Raw genomic sequence first — 18,162 nt, 5'->3', positions numbered from 1 at the left:
ATGGATATTGTCTTGCCACACGCTTGTATCGTTCTGTTAATAGGCCCATCGAATAGTGGAAAAACGACATTTTTGAAAAAGTTATTAGAGGAAAATCAAATAGATCCTTCAGAAATTGTAAGTTCTGATGATTGTCGATTGTTAGTCAGTGATAAAGAATTCATTAACATGGAAGGAGACTCTCAAGATCAAGTTGATCTCCTTTTTGATGAATATAAAAGCATTTCGATAGAAGCGTTTGCTATCATGGATACCCTTATTCAATCGAGATGTAAGTTAAATAAACGAACATTTGTTGATGCTACTCACCTTAATCCTGAAGACCGAATGAGAATGATTACAATAGCTCAAAAAAATCATCTCCCTATTGTTTCGCTTGTCTTTGATACGGATCAAGAATTGTTGCTAGAAAGAGATGAGAAAAGGGATTTTCCACGAGGAAAGAGGAGGATTAAACAACAATATCACACATTCAAAAAAGAAAAGAGGTTCATAAAAAAAGAACCTTATTTGGCAACTTACTTTATGAATAGTGATGAGGACATCCATTTAATAAGAAAGAAAAATCCTCTTGAGCTAGAGATAGGAGCAGGAATAGATATTATTGGGGATATTCATGGTTGCTTTGATGAATTACTTTTACTACTAGAGAAACTCGGATATGAAAAAGATGTTCAAGGCCATTATGTTCACCCAGAAGGAAGGAAATTTTTATCGCTAGGAGATATTATGAGCAGAGGGCCTCAATCGCTTAACACGATGCTTTTTTTTCTTGAACACGTTGAGAATGACCTTGCTTATATGATTGATAGTAACCATGGGTGGAAAATTGCTCGTTGGTTAGACGGTAAAAACGTGACGTTAAAACATGGGGATGAAAAAGTAGAAGAAGAATTTCAAATTTATGAAAAGAGACAAGGGGAAGAAGAAACAGCAAAGTTAGCAATACGACTAAAAAAATTACTGTTGGAGGCACCTTCTCATTATGTTTTAAAACAAAATGGGATTGGGTTAGTTGTATGTACACACGCTGGAATAAAAGATGAATTTATTTCAAAGCAATCACCTGATATTCAAGATTTTTGCCGATATGGAGAAACAGATGGACTAGATGAAAGAGGAAAACCAGTAAGGGTCGATTGGACAGTAGATCATAAAACGAGTCATTTGATTATTTGGGGGCATGAACCTAAACCGGCGCCATTTATTAATAATAACACTCTTAATATTGACCAAGGGGCTGTTTTCGGTGGGAAATTAACGGCTTTTCGTTATCCAGAAAAACAACTAATTTCTATTCCAGCTAAAGAAAATTACGCTCAAGAAGTAGACAACCCACTGAAAAAATGGGAACAAATTCGGTTGAATCCGCCAAATATTGAAAAATATTTAGAAGGCTATTCTGTAACAAGTGACTTTGGTAACGTTAAGATTCCGAAAGAATATGTATATCCAGCTATCGATACGTTCTCTCATTTCACTGTTCCTTTGGAGGATTTAGTTTACATTCCACCAACGATGAGTCCAACACCAAATCCTTCACAGAAAGAGGATTATTTAGAGCATCCACAAGAAGCCATTGACTATTATCGTAGCAAAGGTATACAAACATTAATTGCGGAAAAAAAGCATATGGGAAGTAGAGCTATTTTACTTTTATTTAAAGATAAACAAGCTTCAGTTAAATATGTTGGAAGAGAAGGGTTAGGGACTATTTATACGAGATCGGGAAGACGTTTTTTTGATGAAGCTACAGAAGAGAAACTCCTGATAAATATTAATAATGACTTACTTAAAAGCGGTTATTTTGAAAAATATGATACCGACTTTATCCTTTTAGATGCTGAAATTATGCCTTGGAATTTAAAAGCACAGGAACTAATTAAGAGTCAGTATGCACATGTTTCTGAACATGCGATTCTGGACAGAAAAACCATAAAAGACAAGTTAACTAAAGCGAAAAATAACATGGACGGCTTACAAAGCTGGTTAGATGAGTATGAGACAAAGCTCGACAATGCCCATCTATTCAAATATGTTTTTCAACAATACTGTTGGGATGTTCATGATATTGAACAAATTCAAATTGCTCCTTTCCATTTGCTTGCACATAGTAAGGAAACCTTCTTTCATCAGACACATCTATGGCATATGGATATGAATAGAACGTTCGCTGAATGCTCAAACTTTTTTGTTGAAACTGAGTATAAAATTATTACAAACCAAGAAAGTGAAGAAGAAGTCATTGTGTGGTGGGAACGTTTAACAGAAGATGGACATGAAGGAATCGTTATAAAACCCGAGTGTTTTTTGACCGAATCAAAGGGAAAGTTAATTCAACCTGCTATTAAGGTAAGAGGTCGTAAATATCTACATATTATTTATGGGATGGATTATTTGCAGCCTGAGAATCTTACTCGATTGAAGAAACGAAACACAAATAAAAAGCAAAAATTAGCTTTGAAGGAATTTTCATTAGGTATGGAAGGAATTAAACGGTTTGTCCATTTAGAATCTGTTGAAAGAATTCATGAATGTGTTTTAGGAACATTAGCATTGGAATCAGATCCTGTTGATCCAAGGCTGTAAGAAGAAGAGGCTGTCTGTTAAATCGTGACGTTGATTTAACAGACAGCCTTCCTTTGTAATTCGTAAATTAGATGATTTACACACTTTAAACTATGTTTAATGCTTTTTTACAAGAAGGTCAGAAAACTCAGCGGGATTTGACAGATACCTTTTATTAAAAAAACCAAAAATATGCTTTCGTCCAATCACTACTCAAACAATGACATATGATATAAGACAAACTAGAAAGGAGTGTAAATTCTCAGTGACCATTATTTTTACTACAGGACCAATTGATAACTCGATTTTAAATGTAAATATTGTTGAAATCCTTATCCGCAATACGGATCCGTCAAGTAGTGCCAATGTGACCGTAAGTTTTTATAATGAAAGCTCATCACCCGAGTTACTTGTTAATTTGGATTCGTTTACTGTAAGTCCAAATAGTACTGAAAGGGAGGTGTATAGCGCGGCATCCTTATCTTCATTTTTAGTAGAAGTGGAAATTGAATTAAATAATCGCAATGATGCAACGACGGCGACGGCTGTTCATCCAACCGTTACGTTATTTGATGCCACAAGTGAGTTTGTTCAATTTGTTCGATTGCTTGTATCCACTCAGAAACCTTGCAAGACATTGACTATCCAATTACGCCACAAGTGAACTTATTCTTACCAGATTTGATTGTATGTGAAGGGGTAATTTCGGGAAGTGTCACCACAGATGGTGTACCAGATTCAGGCGTAGATGTTACATTCTCATCTAGTGCTGGCGTCTTTTTCTCTCCTAATCCTTCGGTGACAGATGAAAGCGGTAATTTTGCTTCGACTGTATCGGTGGGTGGTCAACAAGCTGCTATTACAGCAACCGCTAATGTGGGTGGTCAACAAGATACTATTACAGCAACCGCTAATGTGAATGGTCAACAATTCGCAACAATTGGTTTAACCGAGATAACTTGTGGATCTGAGTCAAATTTTCGGACACAAAAAAGTTAGTTCACTTTAATACCTATGCTCGAAGAAAACTTGTTTTAATTTGACGCTTGACAGGGTCCCTCCGCGGGCATGATTCTGTTGCCGAGAAACCAGATGCTCCGACATCGGCATCGCCAAAGGAGGCTATCATGCCCGCTACTCCCTATAAAGCTTGATTCACACATGTTAGAGAGTCGCTATGCGCATGCCCGAATGCTGTCTTCTACTTCTTTTGGAGTTCGATACCCAATACCTCCATGGATTCTTTTCCGGTTGTACCAGCCTTCAATATATTGAAATAAAGCCATGTTAGCCGATTGATAGTTTAGGTATTTAACTTGATGGACTTCTTCTTTTTTCAAAATAGCGTGAAACGATTCAATACAAGCATGATCATATGGGCAACCTTTTCGGCTAAATGAATGTTTGATCCCCTTGGAACGGATGGATTCTGCAAATTCTTCACTTGTATATTGAGAGCCTAAATCCGAATGAAAGATGAGCTCCTTTTTAGGAAATTGCGTTTCATACGCATGATCCAGTGCTTTTGTCACTAGGTCTGTCGTCATCGTTTTTGAAAAGGAATAACCTATGATTTTCTTAGAATGTAAATCCATCACTGAAGCTAAGTAGCACCAACCATCTTTAATCGTATGGATATACGTAATATCTCCCACCCATTTTTCATTAATCGTTGTGGTGGTAAAGTCTCGGTTTAATAAGTTTTCTTGTTCTGTTACTTGGTGCTGACTAGTATAAGGATGATATTTCCTTTGTATAATGGAGCGGATTCCAGCTTTTTTCATTAGCCTTTGAACTCTTTTTAGACTCACGAAAAATCCTTTTTTTTCGAGTTCCATATGAATTTTGGGTGCTCCGTACCGTTTTTTACTATCTATATGAATTTCCATCATTTCTTTGGTTAGTTCCTTGTTCTCACGATCACGATTAGACTCTGATTCATGTAGTGATTGATAATACGTACTTCTTGGAATATCTAGGACTTCACACAGTGCTTGTATAGGGTGTTGATCTTTATACTTTTCAATCGTAGCGGTTAACTCAGTTTTACTTACTTTTTCGCGAATATGGCCATAGCCTTTTTTAATATTTCATTCTCCTCCTGAAGGCGGCGCATTTGTTTTTTTAATTGGATTAAATCGTCCGTTGTAACGGTCGAACCATGTTCTAAATTGATTGGAGAGAATCGTTTAATCCATTTATAAATCGTCACTTCAGACACGCCATATTCGCTACTTAGATTGCTTACTGAGTTGCCAGAATGATAAAGATTAACCACCGTTTTTTTGAAGTCTTCATTGAATTTTTTACTAACACCTTGGTTACCCATCAAGGACACATCCTTTCGTTTTTTATTATAGTCAAGAATTAGAAAACTTAACTCAGGTGTGTCCATGAAACTATACTACTATCCCTTGTTAATTATTATATGTCGGTTATGAAAGATTAGATTAATTAACTGTCATTGATGGTACGACAAATGAAATAATTGACATGGTCACCCTCTCTTCAGACCTTACTGATGTTCAAAATATGGCAATCAGTCTTAATACCCAGCAATTATACGTTGTGGATTCAATTCTAGTATTAGGTATTTTTACAAATGTAATTGATCTACTGACAAATATGGTTACAACTACACTATCAGGAACGTTCAATGGAGTTGCGGCAAACAATCTATTAAATACGGTTTACTTTGTTGATAGATTCAATAATATAGTAGGTGTCCTTGATGCGGATACGAATCTTTTTGTCGACACGATAACGGGCTTCTTTGACCCATATAGCATAGCGGTTAACGAACTAACTCAGAGGGTATACGTGGCAGATGATAATAACGTTGTTGAGATTGATGCAACAACCAACTCTATTTTAAATACGATGCTTTAGCTTGCGGAAGCACTTGCGTAGCAGGAGGTGTGGTATAAAACCATAGCATTTCTTTTAGTCGGCTTTAGCCGATAAAACTCGTAGGCGGTTCAGTCCGCCTACGAGAAACCTCCGTACTTTAGTGCGGAGTCGTTTAGTGCAACTTTTGTTGTTTAAGGGTTATATACAGAAACCATTTAAAAAACTAAAATCGCTATATCCATTGTGGCTCTAAGGGTTACCTTCTCTTATACAAAAATCACAAGAAAAAAATGATCCATTACAATAAGTTTTGTGGTTTATATTTTTAGTAATATTGAATAACCCCTATAAAAGGGAAGAGGGGTACTAAAAACCTCTTTAAAATAGCTTCTTCGCTACTTACAGTGTAAAGTAAGTGCTTAAATCTAAACATCTGAAATCAACTCAATTAATAAAAAGGTGTATTCTTCCTTACAGAGCTGGTTTTTTCAACTTGTAACAGGTGGAGAATACTGAGCGATCAATTGAACTCACTCCCTTGTCCGCCTTTGAAAATACTATATGATCATTCTAAATGGCGAAGAGCCTTAATAAAATACCTTATTAATAAAAGTGTCCCCAATTCGTCCCCAATCGCCCTGTACTACTCATTTACTAGAAAACTGTTACATAAGAAAAACCCCTATAAACTAGGGGTTAAATGTGTTCTTTATATATGGAGCATAGCGGGTTCGAACCGCTGACCTCTACACTGCCAGTGTAGCGCTCTCCCAGCTGAGCTAATGCCCCTAAATAATCCGTCACGAAAAATTTTACCATCATTTTTTGTCATGTGCAACTACTATTTAATTGTTTGTGAAATTATCTATTTAACTCAAAGAGGGTTTAAAATGATTAAATAGAATTTAGTTTGTATAAATGAAAAGGAGACTCATGTTTATGGGAAAAACAACTCAACCGACTCCACCGAAAATCCCTGCACATTTAGATCGTATTGATTCAATAGTTGATCAAGAAATGAATGGTGTAATTCTTACTGACCAGGAGATTGCTAACCATGAGAGTGAAAAACTCTATTTAGATAAAACGGTATTTGAAAATGTATCATTTCACAATGTTTCATTGAGATTTAGTGAGTTGACAGATGTAAAGTTTATTAAATGTGATTTATCTAACCTAGATTTAAGTGATGCTATCATTCATCGCGTGGAAATAATTGACTCGAAAATCATGGGGATTAATCTGTCAGGAGCGGCTTTAAGAAATGTAAAGTTCTTCAATTGCATGGCTAATCTAGCTTCGTTTAGTTTTTCAGATTTAAAGCAAATTAGATTTGAACAATGTTCACTTGTTCAAACGGATTTTTATGAATCAAAGTTTCTGAATGTTTTCTATGATGGATGTAATGTGAATAAAGCTAATTTTGCTGAGGTGACGATGAAGAAACTCGATTTAAGTTCTTGTCAGTTTGAGAACCTCACTGTATCAATGGAAAAGCTTGAAGGGTGTATCGTCTCACCTGAACAAGCACTTGGTTTTGCGAAAGCAATTGGACTGGTTATAAAGGAGCAATAAAAGGAAGATTTAAAAAGGGGAATACTTTCGTCGTTCGAAGGTATTCCCTATAACACAATTGAACAATTAATTAAATTGAATCTTCTTCAATTCCAAATCCTTTAAATATTAATAGTGCGTGTTCAAAAAGTAGGGGAAAAAGAGCCGAGAAGAACGAGGCGGTCTGCTAAAGGAACGCGGGCTAATTTTAACCACGTCTCGAGAGCAACGCCCGCGCTAGCCCGTCCTGGGCATCGAAGCACTCGGGGTGTACGTATACGTACAGAAGGATCACGAGCTAAAGGAGGAACGTTGACGCTAGCACATCGTCTGCATCGCCATCCTAGGGACAACACCCGTGCTAGCCAATCCTGGCGTCGGAGTGTTGGAAAAGCAAACCAACAAAGTTATTCGACAGCAATTTTTTATGACTTTTTGAACAACCTCTAGTAGGTTATTCTTTAATGAAAGGTTTCTTATATTTATTGAGTTGTTTCATTCTTAATAGATTCATCTTCATATTCAAGGTTATATTCTTCTGCTATCTGTTCTACTTGTTCTTGGTATTCTGTAGATAGTTGTGTATATTTCTCTAATTTGTCATTGGCTTGATTTATTAGTTCAGGATCTTGTTTTTCTATTCCTTCTTTTAGTAACATAACTCCCTCTAAATAGACATTTGATCCTTCTTTGATTTTAGAAATTAAATTCTTTAATACATCCAAGTCAGAATTAAGCTGATTAGCTTCGTCTACCGCCTTTTGATAAGTAGGGATAACGGTTTCAGTTAGTACTTCATACATTTTTGCATCATTCGTATAGTTTTCTCCAATAACAGTATCTAGTGCTTGTTGTGCCTCAGCTTCATATGTAGCAATTTTTTGAATATCATTGTTAACAAAATCAATAATTTCTTCTTGCTCTTCAGATGCAAAAAGACTACATCCTGTTATTAATGTTAAAACAATAGAAAAAAGTATTATTTTTGTTCGCATCAAAACATTCCTTTTTTATTTTTTTTTATAAGAAATGATTACATCTTTATGTACTCTTCGAACTGAATACAAAATGAAAAGATAACCATTATCTGAATTAAAAGTATATATTACCAGTTAGGGGATTGGAATAGGAATATTATACTTATCTATAATGTTACTATATACTCAATCGATCCATTCAAACATTCGTAATGTGATGAGATTATCTAAGGTTAGTTTACCTCTCCACTCTCTTTCGGCGATTGGCCAAACATCTTCGTATTGTCCCCAATGCCATGTAGGCTGCCAATATCCTTCTTTTGTTTGTGTCTCCGCTAAATAAGACAGATTGTCGAATAAAATGTCTTTGTAAGTCTCATAAAAAGGAGATTGTGTTGTGCGAACGATTTGATGTGGTTGAAGACAATATGTACTCCATTTAGCAATGTCTGTTGTAACAGTTTCGGTTGATAATTGAAGTAATTTGGAATATATATGTTCTGCTTCTTTTTTAGATAATTTTTCAGCTAAACGTAAAAAGCTAAGAAACTCATGCTGATTCATTTTTGATTGAGCATGTAGATAACTTATTGCTTCTTCAATTAATTTTTTTAAAAAGGTTCTATCCACAAGTTGATTATATGAAAATAACGAACCAATAATTTTAGCTGTTTGGTTTCCCCATGCAAACTGGTCAGGCATACTCCACCAAATCGCATGTGGAGCTGATGTTACTTCATCTGGAGCGATTGCCCAACCTTTTTTGTTCTTATCATAAGTTCCTAACAAGTAATTTATAGCTTCTTTTACTTGTTGATTGTGATGATCAGTACCTATATTTAATAAAATATTCAAAGCAATAGAAGTAGAAAGGGCAGATGAATGCTTGCATCTAAAATCAGGTTCTAACCCATTTCCAAAGCCACCATCTTCGTTTTGAAAAAACTTTAGTTCTTTTAAGACTTCTTCCTTATTTCCATCTTTAAAATCGTATAAATATAACGCGCTTTCTAAAGGTCTTGATTTTTCTAATATATAGTTTTCAGCATGATTAAATTGAACACCGGATAATGTAATGGTCATATCAATCCCTCCTGTTCGAATATAAATTCAAGATGAAATAGAAAGAACCTTTAAGAGAGTTTTATAGAGGATTTTTTTAGATGATGTGCTAAAATATATTTCATCTTATTAAGTGTAAGGGAGTTGTTCTACTTGAAAATTACTTTAGCACAAGCGGTTCCTTTAAGAAGCATTATTTCAAGATATATTGCTGATTTACTAGAGGAAAGAGATTCCGTTTCGACAGTAGAAACAATTGTTGGAGAAAAATATGAAAAGCCTGTACGATCAGTGGATGATGTCACGATTGAAATCGAAAGATCCCGAAAAGACTTTAGACGGTTAGATACTTCAATGGCGGAAATGAATTTGCAAGCTAAGGTTTTCTGGGACGATAAGGAGATTTCTATTACAGAAGCAATCGAACTAGCTAAACAATTACGTGAAGAGGTAAATGTGTTTAAGGAATACGGAAAAAGGAAGAAACAAACGTTATCTTCGAATTGGCATCATGAGGAGAAGGTTATGATCCATACCTTATATGATCCTGAAGAGTATCGAAAAAAAGCATTGAAATTAGAACGACAAGTCAACAGACTGTCTCAAGATATTGAAGCGAAAAATCATCAAGTAGAGTTTGAGTTTAAAAGCGCAACAAGATATTTAGATTACTAAAAGAGGCTAGATTTTTCCTAGCTTTAAGAGTATTAATTGTATATATTTTTAAAGCTGGGTGAAACCAGTAGCAGAGAAGTGTGAGCACCGTTTTAATTGTACGTAACAATTAGTCTTAAAAAGTTAGGTTAGTTGAAAACGGATAACAATTGACTGTTAACAAATCACTACCTTTACGTTTAACGGACGTTTTATAGTAAATGATGTAATTTAGCGCTCCGTTCTCTGCTTAATTAATAATTTAACGAAACTGATAAAGATATAGAGGTCTAAATGATGAATAAACTAAGTATAACTTTTATTTTAATTGGGGCTGTTATGTCTGTTTCTACTTCTGCCATTTTAGTTAAGCTTTCTACCTCACCCGCACCTGTGCTTGCCTTCTATCGTCTTTTTTTAGCCGCCCTTTTAATATGTCCATATTTTGTTTGGAAAAGCCGAAAAGAAATAAAAAACCTAACTCGACGTGAATGGTTGTTCTCGGCTATAGCTGGTGTTCTTTTAGCTTTCCATTTTATTTTATGGTTCCATTCACTTGAATACACTTCTGTAGCGAGTTCTGTCGTACTTGTGACCTTGCAGCCGATTTTCTCTTTTATCGGTACATATTTATTATTTAAAGAAAAAATCAGCTATACAGGTCTTTTAAGTGCCTGTGTAGCGATTATCGGAAGTGTGATCATCAGCTGGGGTGATTTTAGTATTAATGGGCTTGCTTTATTTGGAGATTTATTGGCCCTTTTGGCTTGTGCGTTTATCACAGGATATTTGCTAGTTGGTCAATCTGTTCGAGAACGGGTATCTATCACCACGTATACGTTTACTGTTTATTCTTTTAGTTCCATCACACTCTTTCTTTATTGCCTGGTAATTCAATACCCTTTGATAGGATATGATATGAATGAATGGACTTTATTTCTCTTGTTGGCTATCTTTCCAACATTACTTGGACACTCTCTTTTTAACTTGTTATTGAAATGGGTGAGCACGAATATAATTTCCATCGCCATTCTGTTTGAACCAGTTGGAGCTATTCTGTTGGCTTATTGGTTGTTAAGAGAACAAGTGACATTAACGCAAATAATAGGTGGAAGTGTCATTATTTTAGGGATTAGTTTGTTTGTATTAAAAAGGTGATTATTCCCTATGGAAAGTTGTGATTTTTAAAGTCAGTAAACGAAAAAGAGTATTTAAGATAAAATAGATAATAAAAGAATAAATGTATTCCCAATCGTTTATTTCGTAAAGATGAACCCACTCACTAAGAGGTTCAGCAATGTAAGAAGCACCGAATGAACAGATTAGATTGGCAACATAAAACGCTAACCCTTTTGGGAAGAGCTGATACATAAACATAAAAGTAACAGGTATGATGGCTAAGTCATATGGTAGTGCTTTCTGAAGATAGGGAATGATTTGAACTGGATATCCCCATGCTCCGAAGTTATAACCGAGCCCATCTAAAAGAATAGAGGTATTTATCCAGAGTAGACCAAAAATTAAAATCTCTGGGAGTCGTTCTTTGTTTTTATAACGAAGAAATAATAGCCAAGGTACGACTAAGAAAGCCACAAGTAACCACCATTCCCATTGAAACAAAACATTTTCCTTCCAATAGTCAACGTAAGACTTAATGGTTTCTTGGTTTTGGACGTATATTTTATTGTATTCTTCAATTGTACGCTTGTTCATTCTCTCACCTATTTAATGTGACTATGTTTCGTTATATTCCCCTATGAGATGGACAATTATTCTGTAGAGGGTTATCGTATGTTTTCTTGAATAAATAATTAAGAAAAGTAGTAAAGCTAGGGTGGAGGATATGGATGGTTAGTAGGTCGATTTATAGGAGTATTGAAGGAAAAAGAAGGATTCAACGATATTATGAAACTTATTTAAATGTTCTTCCTGTGGTGTTTGAACGTAGGTTTATTCTTACTGACGCTGGTAAAACCCATGTGTTAGTCACAGGTCCTCAAGATGCTAAGCCTTTATTTATATTGCAAGGTGGTAATTGTATTTATCCGATGACTTTGTCGTGGTTTACTCCCTTACTTAATCAGTATAGAATTTATGCACCTGATACAATAGGTCATCCGGGGTTTAGTGAGGAAAAACGAATTTCTGCAAAGGGTGATTGTTTTGCTAAATGGATCATTCAACTGATGGATTCCCTTAAGATAGCAAATAGTGCTTTTATTGGTCCCTCCTACGGTGCTGGTATCGTTCTAAGACTTGCTACATATCATCCGGAAAGAATAAGTTGTTCTGCCTTAGTTGCCCCAGCGGGAATTTCACTAGGATTGAAAACCAAAATGGTAATGAATATTTTAATCCCACTCTTTTTATATAGAATCACATCATCCCAGAAGCAACTGAAAAAAATAACAACTGCAATGTCAGATGGTGACATGGGAGATTTAGACCAGCAAATAATAGGGGATATCTTTAAATATGTGAAACTAGAACAGGACATGCCTAAGTTAACAGAAAAGAAGGATTTGCTTCACTATTATTCTCCTACTTTAGTGATTACTGGAGTGAATGATATCTTTTTTCCAGTTGAACGTTTAAGTGATATAGTGAAAGATATAATTCCTAATTTAATAACATTCAGAACAATCGATATGGGACACTTTCCTTCCAATGAAGGATTGTTAAAAATAAATAACGATATTACGGACTTTTTGGATTCTTATTACTAATACACAATTGAACTAACGTAACAGTCAATGTTCAGTAAGTTTGGATTTTAGCTATGATGATTGTTGGAGGTCTTTGATAGCTGAATTCTTTTAATGGAAGTATTTTCAACATGATTAGATATGTAAACTTTTTTTATTGAGTTGTGGTTTTTAATGTTTTCTATTGCACTTCGTTGGGAGACGCCTACAGGAAATTGGGTCTTCGTTATTCACAGATTTAGGGTGCTCTTAGTTGACACCCCTATAAGTAGACAGTCTTGTTCTTGTTTAGCTTCAACTCTTTCATCGAAGACGTCTAAAGTTTATATATATTGGATGTACATAGTTGATGTTTCTCTTTTATTAGATGATGTAGTTAGAAAGGGTTTAAGTTTTTCTATCCAGCATTATTTTTCCATATTTTTAAACACGCACCTAAATTTTATAGAATAGAAAAAAATGAAATTAACTGAAGACTTTATTGTGTTTTTTCTAAAAAAACTATTGATTATTATTTTTGATCATGATATATTTATTTTCGTCGCTAAGACAACAAGAAGAAAAAAATAAAAAAGAACATTGACTTTCTCTTTTGATTTTAGTATCATTAAAAAGCTGTTCTTGTTGATGACCTTTGAAAACTAAACAAACCAAAAGCGTCAATTTTTTTGAAACAACAATGAGTTAGCAAACTCATAAAATGATCAGATTAAATCTGACACCATTTTATCGGAGAGTTTGATCCTGGCTCAGGACGAACGCTGGCGGCGTGCCTAATACATGCAAGTCGAGCGAACACTATGAAAAGCTTGCTTTTCATAGTGTTAGCGGCGAACGGGTGAGTAACACGTGGGCAACCTGCCTGTAAGACGGGGATAACTCCGGGAAACCGGGGCTAATACCGGATGAACCTTAAGACTACCTAGTCTAAAGTTGAAAGGTGGCTTTTAGCTATCGCTTACAGATGGGCCCGCGGCGCATTAGCTAGTTGGTGAGGTAACGGCTCACCAAGGCGACGATGCGTAGCCGACCTGAGAGGGTGATCGGCCACACTGGGACTGAGACACGGCCCAGACTCCTACGGGAGGCGACAGTAGGGAATCTTCCGCAATGGACGAAAGTCTGACGGAGCAACGCCGCGTGAGTGAAGAAGGTTTTCGGATCGTAAAGGCTCTGTTGTTAGGGAAGAACAAGTATCGTTCGAATAGGGCGGTACCTTGACGGTACCTAACCAGAAAGCCACGGCTAACTACGTGCCAGCAGCCGCGGTAATACGTAGGTGGCAAGCGTTGTCCGGAATTATTGGGCGTAAAGCGCGCGCAGGCGGTTCTTTAAGTCTGATGTGAAATCTCGCGGCTCAACCGCGAGCGGTCATTGGAAACTGGGGAACTTGAGTGCAGAAGAGGAGAGTGGAATTCCACGTGTAGCGGTGAAATGCGTAGAGATGTGGAGGAACACCAGTGGCGAAGGCGACTCTCTGGTCTGTAACTGACGCTGAGGCGCGAAAGCGTGGGGAGCGAACAGGATTAGATACCCTGGTAGTCCACGCCGTAAACGATGAGTGCTAAGTGTTAGAGGGTTTCCGCCCTTTAGTGCTGCAGCAAACGCATTAAGCACTCCGCCTGGGGAGTACGGTCGCAAGACTGAAACTCAAAGGAATTGACGGGGACCCGCACAAGCGGTGGAGCATGTGGTTTAATTCGAAGCAACACGAAGAACCTTACCAGGTCTTGACATCCTTCGCTACTTCTAGAGATAGAAGGTTCCCTTTCGGGGGACGAAGTGACAGGTGGTGCATGGTTGTCGTCACTCGTGTCGTGAGATGTTGGGTTAAGTCCCGCAACGAGCGCAACCCTTGATCTTAGTTGCCAGCATTCAGTTGGGCACTCTAAGGTGACTGCCGGTGACAAACCGGAGGAAGGTGGGGATGACGTCAAATCATCATGCCCCTTATGACCTGGGCTACACACGTGCTACAATGGATGGAACAAAGGGCAGCGAAGCTGCAAAGTGAAGCCAATCCCAAAAATCCATTCTCAGTTCGGATTGTAGGCTGCAACTCGCCTACATGAAGCCGGAATCGCTAGTAATCGCGGATCAGCATGCCGCGGTGAATACGTTCCCGGGTCTTGTACACACCGCCCGTCACACCACGAGAGTTTGTAACACCCGAAGTCGGTAGGGTAACCCTTTTTAGGGAGCCAGCCGCCTAAGGTGGGACAGATGATTGGGGTGAAGTCGTAACAAGGTAGCCGTATCGGAAGGTGCGGCTGGATCACCTCCTTTCTAAGGAAAACTGTCTCTTTCGAGACATAAACGTAAAGACTCTTTTTGGTTTGTTTAGTTTTGAGAGATCATCTCTCAAACAGAAAGACTTCGTTCTTTGAAAACTAAATAACGAAATGACAAGACATCAAAATTGTGATTTATGACTGAAAGATCTTGTTCAAAAAGCGAAGGGGAAAAGGGCCGAGAAGAACGAGGCGTCGAAGCTATGAGCACCACAGTGTACGTACTCTGTACATGAGGAGTGGAGTAGCGAGACAACAAAGTTATTCGACCGTCATTTTTTCAAGAGTTTTTGAACTACTGAAAAGTCAAAAAGATAGATTCTAACGGTTAAGTTAGAAAGAGCGCACGGTGGATGCCTTGGCACTAGGAGCCGATGAAGGACGGGACTAACGCCGAAACGCTTCGGGGAGCTGTAAGTAAGCTTTGATCCGGAGATATCCGAATGGGGAAACCCCCTACTCGTAATGGAGTAGGATCCATATCTGAATACATAGGATATGGAAGGCACACCCGGGGAACTGAAACATCTAAGTACCCGGAGGAGAGGAAAGCAAACGCGATTTCCTGAGTAGCGGCGAGCGAAACGGAATTAGCCCAAACCAAGAGGTTTCCTCTTGGGGTTGTAGGACACTCTATACGGAGTTACAAAGGAATGAGATAGATGAAGAGGTCTGGAAAGGCCCATCAGAGAAGGTAACAATCCTGTAGTCAAAATCTCATTCTCTCCAGAGTGGATCCTGAGTACGGCGGGACACGAGGAATCCTGCCGGAAGCAGGGAGGACCATCTCCCAAGGCTAAATACTCCCTAGTGACCGATAGTGAACCAGTACCGTGAGGGAAAGGTGAAAAGCACCCCTGGCGGGGAGTGAAAGAGATCCTGAAACCGTGTGCTTACAAGTAGTCAGAGCCCGTTAACGGGTGATGGCGTGCCTTTTGTAGAATGAACCGGCGAGTTACGATCCTATGCAAGGTTAAGCTGATAAGGCGGAGCCGTAGCGAAAGCGAGTCTTAAGTAGGGCGAATAGAGTATAGGGTCGTAGACCCGAAACCAGGTGATCTACCCATGTCCAGGGTGAAGTTCAGGTAACACTGAATGGAGGCCCGAACCCACGCACGTTGAAAAGTGCGGGGATGAGGTGTGGGTAGCGGAGAAATTCCAATCGAACTTGGAGATAGCTGGTTCTCTCCGAAATAGCTTTAGGGCTAGCCTCAAGATGAGAGTTATGGAGGTAGAGCACTGATTGGACTAGGGGCCCTCATCGGGTTACCGAATTCAGTCAAACTCCGAATGCCAGAAACTTATTCTTGGGAGTCAGACTGCGAGTGATAAGATCCGTAGTCAAGAGGGAAACAGCCCAGACCGCCAGCTAAGGTCCCAAAGTATACGTTAAGTGGAAAAGGATGTGGAGTTGCTTAGACAACCAGGATGTTGGCTTAGAAGCAGCCACCATTTAAAGAGTGCGTAATACCACTGGTCGAGTGACTCTGCGCCGAAAATGTACCGGGGCTAAACGTATCACCGAAGTCGCGGACTGTTCCGTATGGAACAGTGGTAGGAGAGCGTTCTAAGGGCGGTGAAGCCAGACCGGAAGGACTGGTGGAGCGCTTAGAAGTGAGAATGCCGGTATGAGTAGCGAAAGAGGGGTGAGAATCCCTCCACCGAATGCCTAAGGTTTCCTGAGGAAGGCTCGTCCGCTCAGGGTTAGTCGGGACCTAAGCCGAGGCCGAAAGGCGTAGGCGATGGACAACAGGTTGATATTCCTGTACCACCTCCCCACCATTTGAGTGATGGGGGGACGCAGGAGGATAGGGTAAGCGCGGCACTGGATCGCCGCGTCCAAGCAGGTAGGCTGATGAGTAGGCAAATCCGCTCATCATGAAGGCTGAGCTGTGATGGCGAGGGAAATAGAGTACCGAAGTTCCTGATTCCACACTGCCAAGAAAAAAGCTCTCTAACGAGGTGGGAGGTGCCCGTACCGCAAACCGACACAGGTAGGCGAGGAGAGAATCCTAAGGTGATCGAGAGAACTCTCGTTAAGGAACTCGGCAAAATGACCCCGTAACTTCGGGAGAAGGGGTGCTCTGGTAGGGTGCAAGCCCGAGAGAGCCGCAGTGAAAAGGCCCAGGCGACTGTTTAGCAAAAACACAGGTCTCTGCGAAGCCGTAAGGCGAAGTATAGGGGCTGACGCCTGCCCGGTGCTGGAAGGTTAAGGGGAGCGCTTAGCGTAAGCGAAGGTGTGAACCGAAGCCCCAGTAAACGGCGGCCGTAACTATAACGGTCCTAAGGTAGCGAAATTCCTTGTCGGGTAAGTTCCGACCCGCACGAAAGGCGCAACGATCTGGGCACTGTCTCAACGAGAGACTCGGTGAAATTATAGTACCTGTGAAGATGCAGGTTACCCGCGACAGGACGGAAAGACCCCGTGGAGCTTTACTGTAGCCTGATATTGAATGTTGGTACAGCTTGTACAGAATAGGTAGGAGCCTTGGAAGCCGGAGCGCTAGCTTCGGTGGAGGCGTCTTTGGGATACTACCCTGGCTGTATTGACCTTCTAACCCGCACCCGTCATCCGGGTGGGAGACAGTGTCAGGTGGGCAGTTTGACTGGGGCGGTCGCCTCCTAAAAAGTAACGGAGGCGCCCAAAGGTTCCCTCAGAATGGTTGGAAATCATTCGTAGAGTGTAAAGGCACAAGGGAGCTTGACTGCGAGACCTACAAGTCGAGCAGGGACGAAAGTCGGGCTTAGTGATCCGGTGGTTCCGCATGGAAGGGCCATCGCTCAACGGATAAAAGCTACCCCGGGGATAACAGGCTTATCTCCCCCAAGAGTCCACATCGACGGGGAGGTTTGGCACCTCGATGTCGGCTCATCGCATCCTGGGGCTGTAGTCGGTCCCAAGGGTTGGGCTGTTCGCCCATTAAAGCGGTACGCGAGCCTGGGTTCAGAACGTCGTAGACAGTTCGGTCCCTATCCGTCGTGGGCGCAGGAAATTTGAGAGGAGCTGTCCTTAGTACGAGAGGACCGGGATGGACGCACCGCTGGTGTACCAGTTGTCTTGCCAAAGGCATCGCTGGGTAGCTATGTGCGGAAGGGATAAGTGCTGAAAGCATCTAAGCATGAAGCCCCCCTCAAGATGAGATTTCCCATCTAGCAATAGAGTAAGATCCCTGAAAGATGATCAGGTTGATAGGTTCGAGGTGGACGTGTGGTGACACATGGAGCTGACGAATACTAATCGATCGAGGACTTAACCACACACATGCGATTCTTGTCACCCTTCGTTATTTAGTTTTGAAAGAATGAATTTTCTTTTGAAAAAACGCTTGATATTATCATAAAAATAAGTATAATATATTTTGTCCCTCTAAAATGGGACAAGGGGTTTGAGAGGCGAGTAATTTCAGGAATCAACTGAGGAAACCGAGGAGCGTACTCCAGTACGTGACGACGTTGACGAAAGAAGATGACAAAAAAATGTGCCGTTTATTAAAAGTCGTA

Annotated in this window: 12 protein-coding genes, 1 tRNA gene and 2 rRNA genes; 10 read left to right on the top strand and 5 right to left on the bottom strand. The window is 39.5% G+C overall.

Features of this window, described 5'->3' with window-relative positions:
- From LC087_RS09705 to LC087_RS09695, 3 genes are all read left to right on the top strand, one after another.
- Entirely contained in the window at positions 1-2,589 is a 2,589-nt protein-coding gene (locus LC087_RS09705; protein WP_226540150.1) for a polynucleotide kinase-phosphatase, read from the top strand.
- A gap of 244 nt (positions 2,590-2,833) precedes the next feature.
- Positions 2,834-3,232 carry a hypothetical protein gene (locus LC087_RS09700; RefSeq protein ID WP_306019529.1) on the top strand — a complete coding sequence of 133 codons (399 nt, stop codon included), beginning with the start codon at positions 2,834-2,836 and terminating at the stop codon, positions 3,230-3,232.
- A complete protein-coding gene (locus tag LC087_RS09695) occupies positions 3,229-3,567 on the top strand; it encodes a hypothetical protein (protein ID WP_306019528.1) in 339 nt (112 codons plus the stop codon). Before LC087_RS09700 ends, LC087_RS09695 begins: the two co-directional genes overlap by 4 nt.
- Before the next feature lie 176 nt (positions 3,568-3,743).
- On the opposite strand, the gene LC087_RS09690 is transcribed toward LC087_RS09695, so the two are convergent.
- Positions 3,744-4,897 (bottom strand): IS3 family transposase gene (locus tag LC087_RS09690; protein WP_306019527.1). Its coding sequence is split into 2 segments (ribosomal slippage): positions 3,744-4,654 and positions 4,654-4,897, totalling 1,155 coding nucleotides; the frame shifts between segments, so codons are not numbered across the junction.
- A gap of 203 nt (positions 4,898-5,100) precedes the next feature.
- Here LC087_RS09690 and LC087_RS09685 point away from each other — a divergent pair.
- Positions 5,101-5,457, top strand: a complete 357-nt coding sequence (locus LC087_RS09685) for a YncE family protein (protein WP_226543337.1) — start codon at positions 5,101-5,103, stop codon at positions 5,455-5,457.
- Between the two features lie 677 nt (positions 5,458-6,134).
- Here LC087_RS09685 and LC087_RS09680 read toward each other — a convergent pair.
- Positions 6,135-6,207: transfer RNA gene (locus tag LC087_RS09680), tRNA-Ala, on the bottom strand.
- A gap of 150 nt (positions 6,208-6,357) precedes the next feature.
- Between LC087_RS09680 and LC087_RS09675 the strand changes: the two genes are divergently transcribed.
- Positions 6,358-6,993, top strand: a complete 636-nt coding sequence (locus LC087_RS09675; RefSeq protein WP_226543338.1) for a pentapeptide repeat-containing protein — start codon at positions 6,358-6,360, stop codon at positions 6,991-6,993.
- A gap of 461 nt (positions 6,994-7,454) precedes the next feature.
- Here the strand turns inward: LC087_RS09675 and LC087_RS09670 are convergent, their stop codons facing one another.
- Together LC087_RS09670 and LC087_RS09665 are read right to left on the bottom strand one after the other, a co-directional pair.
- A complete protein-coding gene (locus tag LC087_RS09670) occupies positions 7,455-7,967 on the bottom strand; it encodes a hypothetical protein (protein ID WP_226543339.1) in 513 nt (170 codons plus the stop codon).
- A 168-nt stretch (positions 7,968-8,135) separates the two neighbouring features.
- Complete coding sequence (locus LC087_RS09665; RefSeq protein ID WP_226543340.1) at positions 8,136-9,032, bottom strand: hypothetical protein; 897 nt, start codon at positions 9,030-9,032, stop codon at positions 8,136-8,138.
- 132 nt (positions 9,033-9,164) lie between these two features.
- Between LC087_RS09665 and LC087_RS09660 the strand changes: the two genes are divergently transcribed.
- Together LC087_RS09660 and LC087_RS09655 are read left to right on the top strand one after the other, a co-directional pair.
- Entirely contained in the window at positions 9,165-9,686 is a 522-nt protein-coding gene (locus LC087_RS09660; RefSeq protein WP_226543341.1) for a DIP1984 family protein, read from the top strand.
- A gap of 273 nt (positions 9,687-9,959) precedes the next feature.
- Positions 9,960-10,823 (top strand): DMT family transporter, encoded by an 864-nt coding sequence (locus LC087_RS09655; RefSeq protein ID WP_226543342.1) that lies wholly within the window; start codon positions 9,960-9,962, stop codon positions 10,821-10,823.
- Here LC087_RS09655 and LC087_RS09650 read toward each other — a convergent pair whose 3' ends face one another.
- Positions 10,824-11,378 carry a CBO0543 family protein gene (locus LC087_RS09650; RefSeq protein ID WP_226543344.1) on the bottom strand — a complete coding sequence of 185 codons (555 nt, stop codon included), beginning with the start codon at positions 11,376-11,378 and terminating at the stop codon, positions 10,824-10,826.
- A gap of 134 nt (positions 11,379-11,512) precedes the next feature.
- Here LC087_RS09650 and LC087_RS09645 point away from each other — a divergent pair, with 134 nt between their 5' ends.
- From LC087_RS09645 to LC087_RS09635, 3 genes are all read left to right on the top strand, one after another.
- Positions 11,513-12,391: an alpha/beta fold hydrolase gene (locus LC087_RS09645; RefSeq protein ID WP_226543346.1), complete on the top strand. Its 879-nt coding sequence runs from the start codon at positions 11,513-11,515 to the stop codon at positions 12,389-12,391.
- Between the two features lie 705 nt (positions 12,392-13,096).
- A 16S ribosomal RNA gene (locus tag LC087_RS09640) occupies positions 13,097-14,656 on the top strand.
- Between the two features lie 331 nt (positions 14,657-14,987).
- Positions 14,988-17,919, top strand: a 23S ribosomal RNA gene (locus tag LC087_RS09635).
- The 16S and 23S rRNA genes sit together here, the layout of an rRNA operon.
- The last annotated feature ends 243 nt before the right edge of the window (positions 17,920-18,162 follow it).

It is taken from the genome of Bacillus carboniphilus (assembly GCF_020524035.2).
GTDB lineage: Bacteria > Bacillota > Bacilli > Bacillales > JAIVKR01 > Bacillus_CC.
The sequence above is the reverse complement of the archived record's forward strand: the minus strand, read 5'-3'. Positions and strand labels throughout refer to the sequence as shown.

Excerpts from the sequence above, each read along its gene's own strand:
- LC087_RS09655 (WP_226543342.1), top strand. The coding sequence starts at position 9,960 with ATGATGAATAAACTAAGTATAACTTTTATTTTAATTGGGGCTGTTATG.
- LC087_RS09685 (WP_226543337.1), top strand. The coding sequence starts at position 5,101 with ATGGCAATCAGTCTTAATACCCAGCAATTATACGTTGTGGATTCAATT.
- LC087_RS09705 (WP_226540150.1), top strand. The coding sequence starts at position 1 with ATGGATATTGTCTTGCCACACGCTTGTATCGTTCTGTTAATAGGCCCA.
- LC087_RS09675 (WP_226543338.1), top strand. The coding sequence starts at position 6,358 with ATGGGAAAAACAACTCAACCGACTCCACCGAAAATCCCTGCACATTTA.
- LC087_RS09645 (WP_226543346.1), top strand. The coding sequence starts at position 11,513 with ATGGTTAGTAGGTCGATTTATAGGAGTATTGAAGGAAAAAGAAGGATT.
- LC087_RS09670 (WP_226543339.1), bottom strand. The coding sequence starts at position 7,967 with ATGCGAACAAAAATAATACTTTTTTCTATTGTTTTAACATTAATAACA.
- LC087_RS09665 (WP_226543340.1), bottom strand. The coding sequence starts at position 9,032 with ATGACCATTACATTATCCGGTGTTCAATTTAATCATGCTGAAAACTAT.
- LC087_RS09650 (WP_226543344.1), bottom strand. The coding sequence starts at position 11,378 with ATGAACAAGCGTACAATTGAAGAATACAATAAAATATACGTCCAAAAC.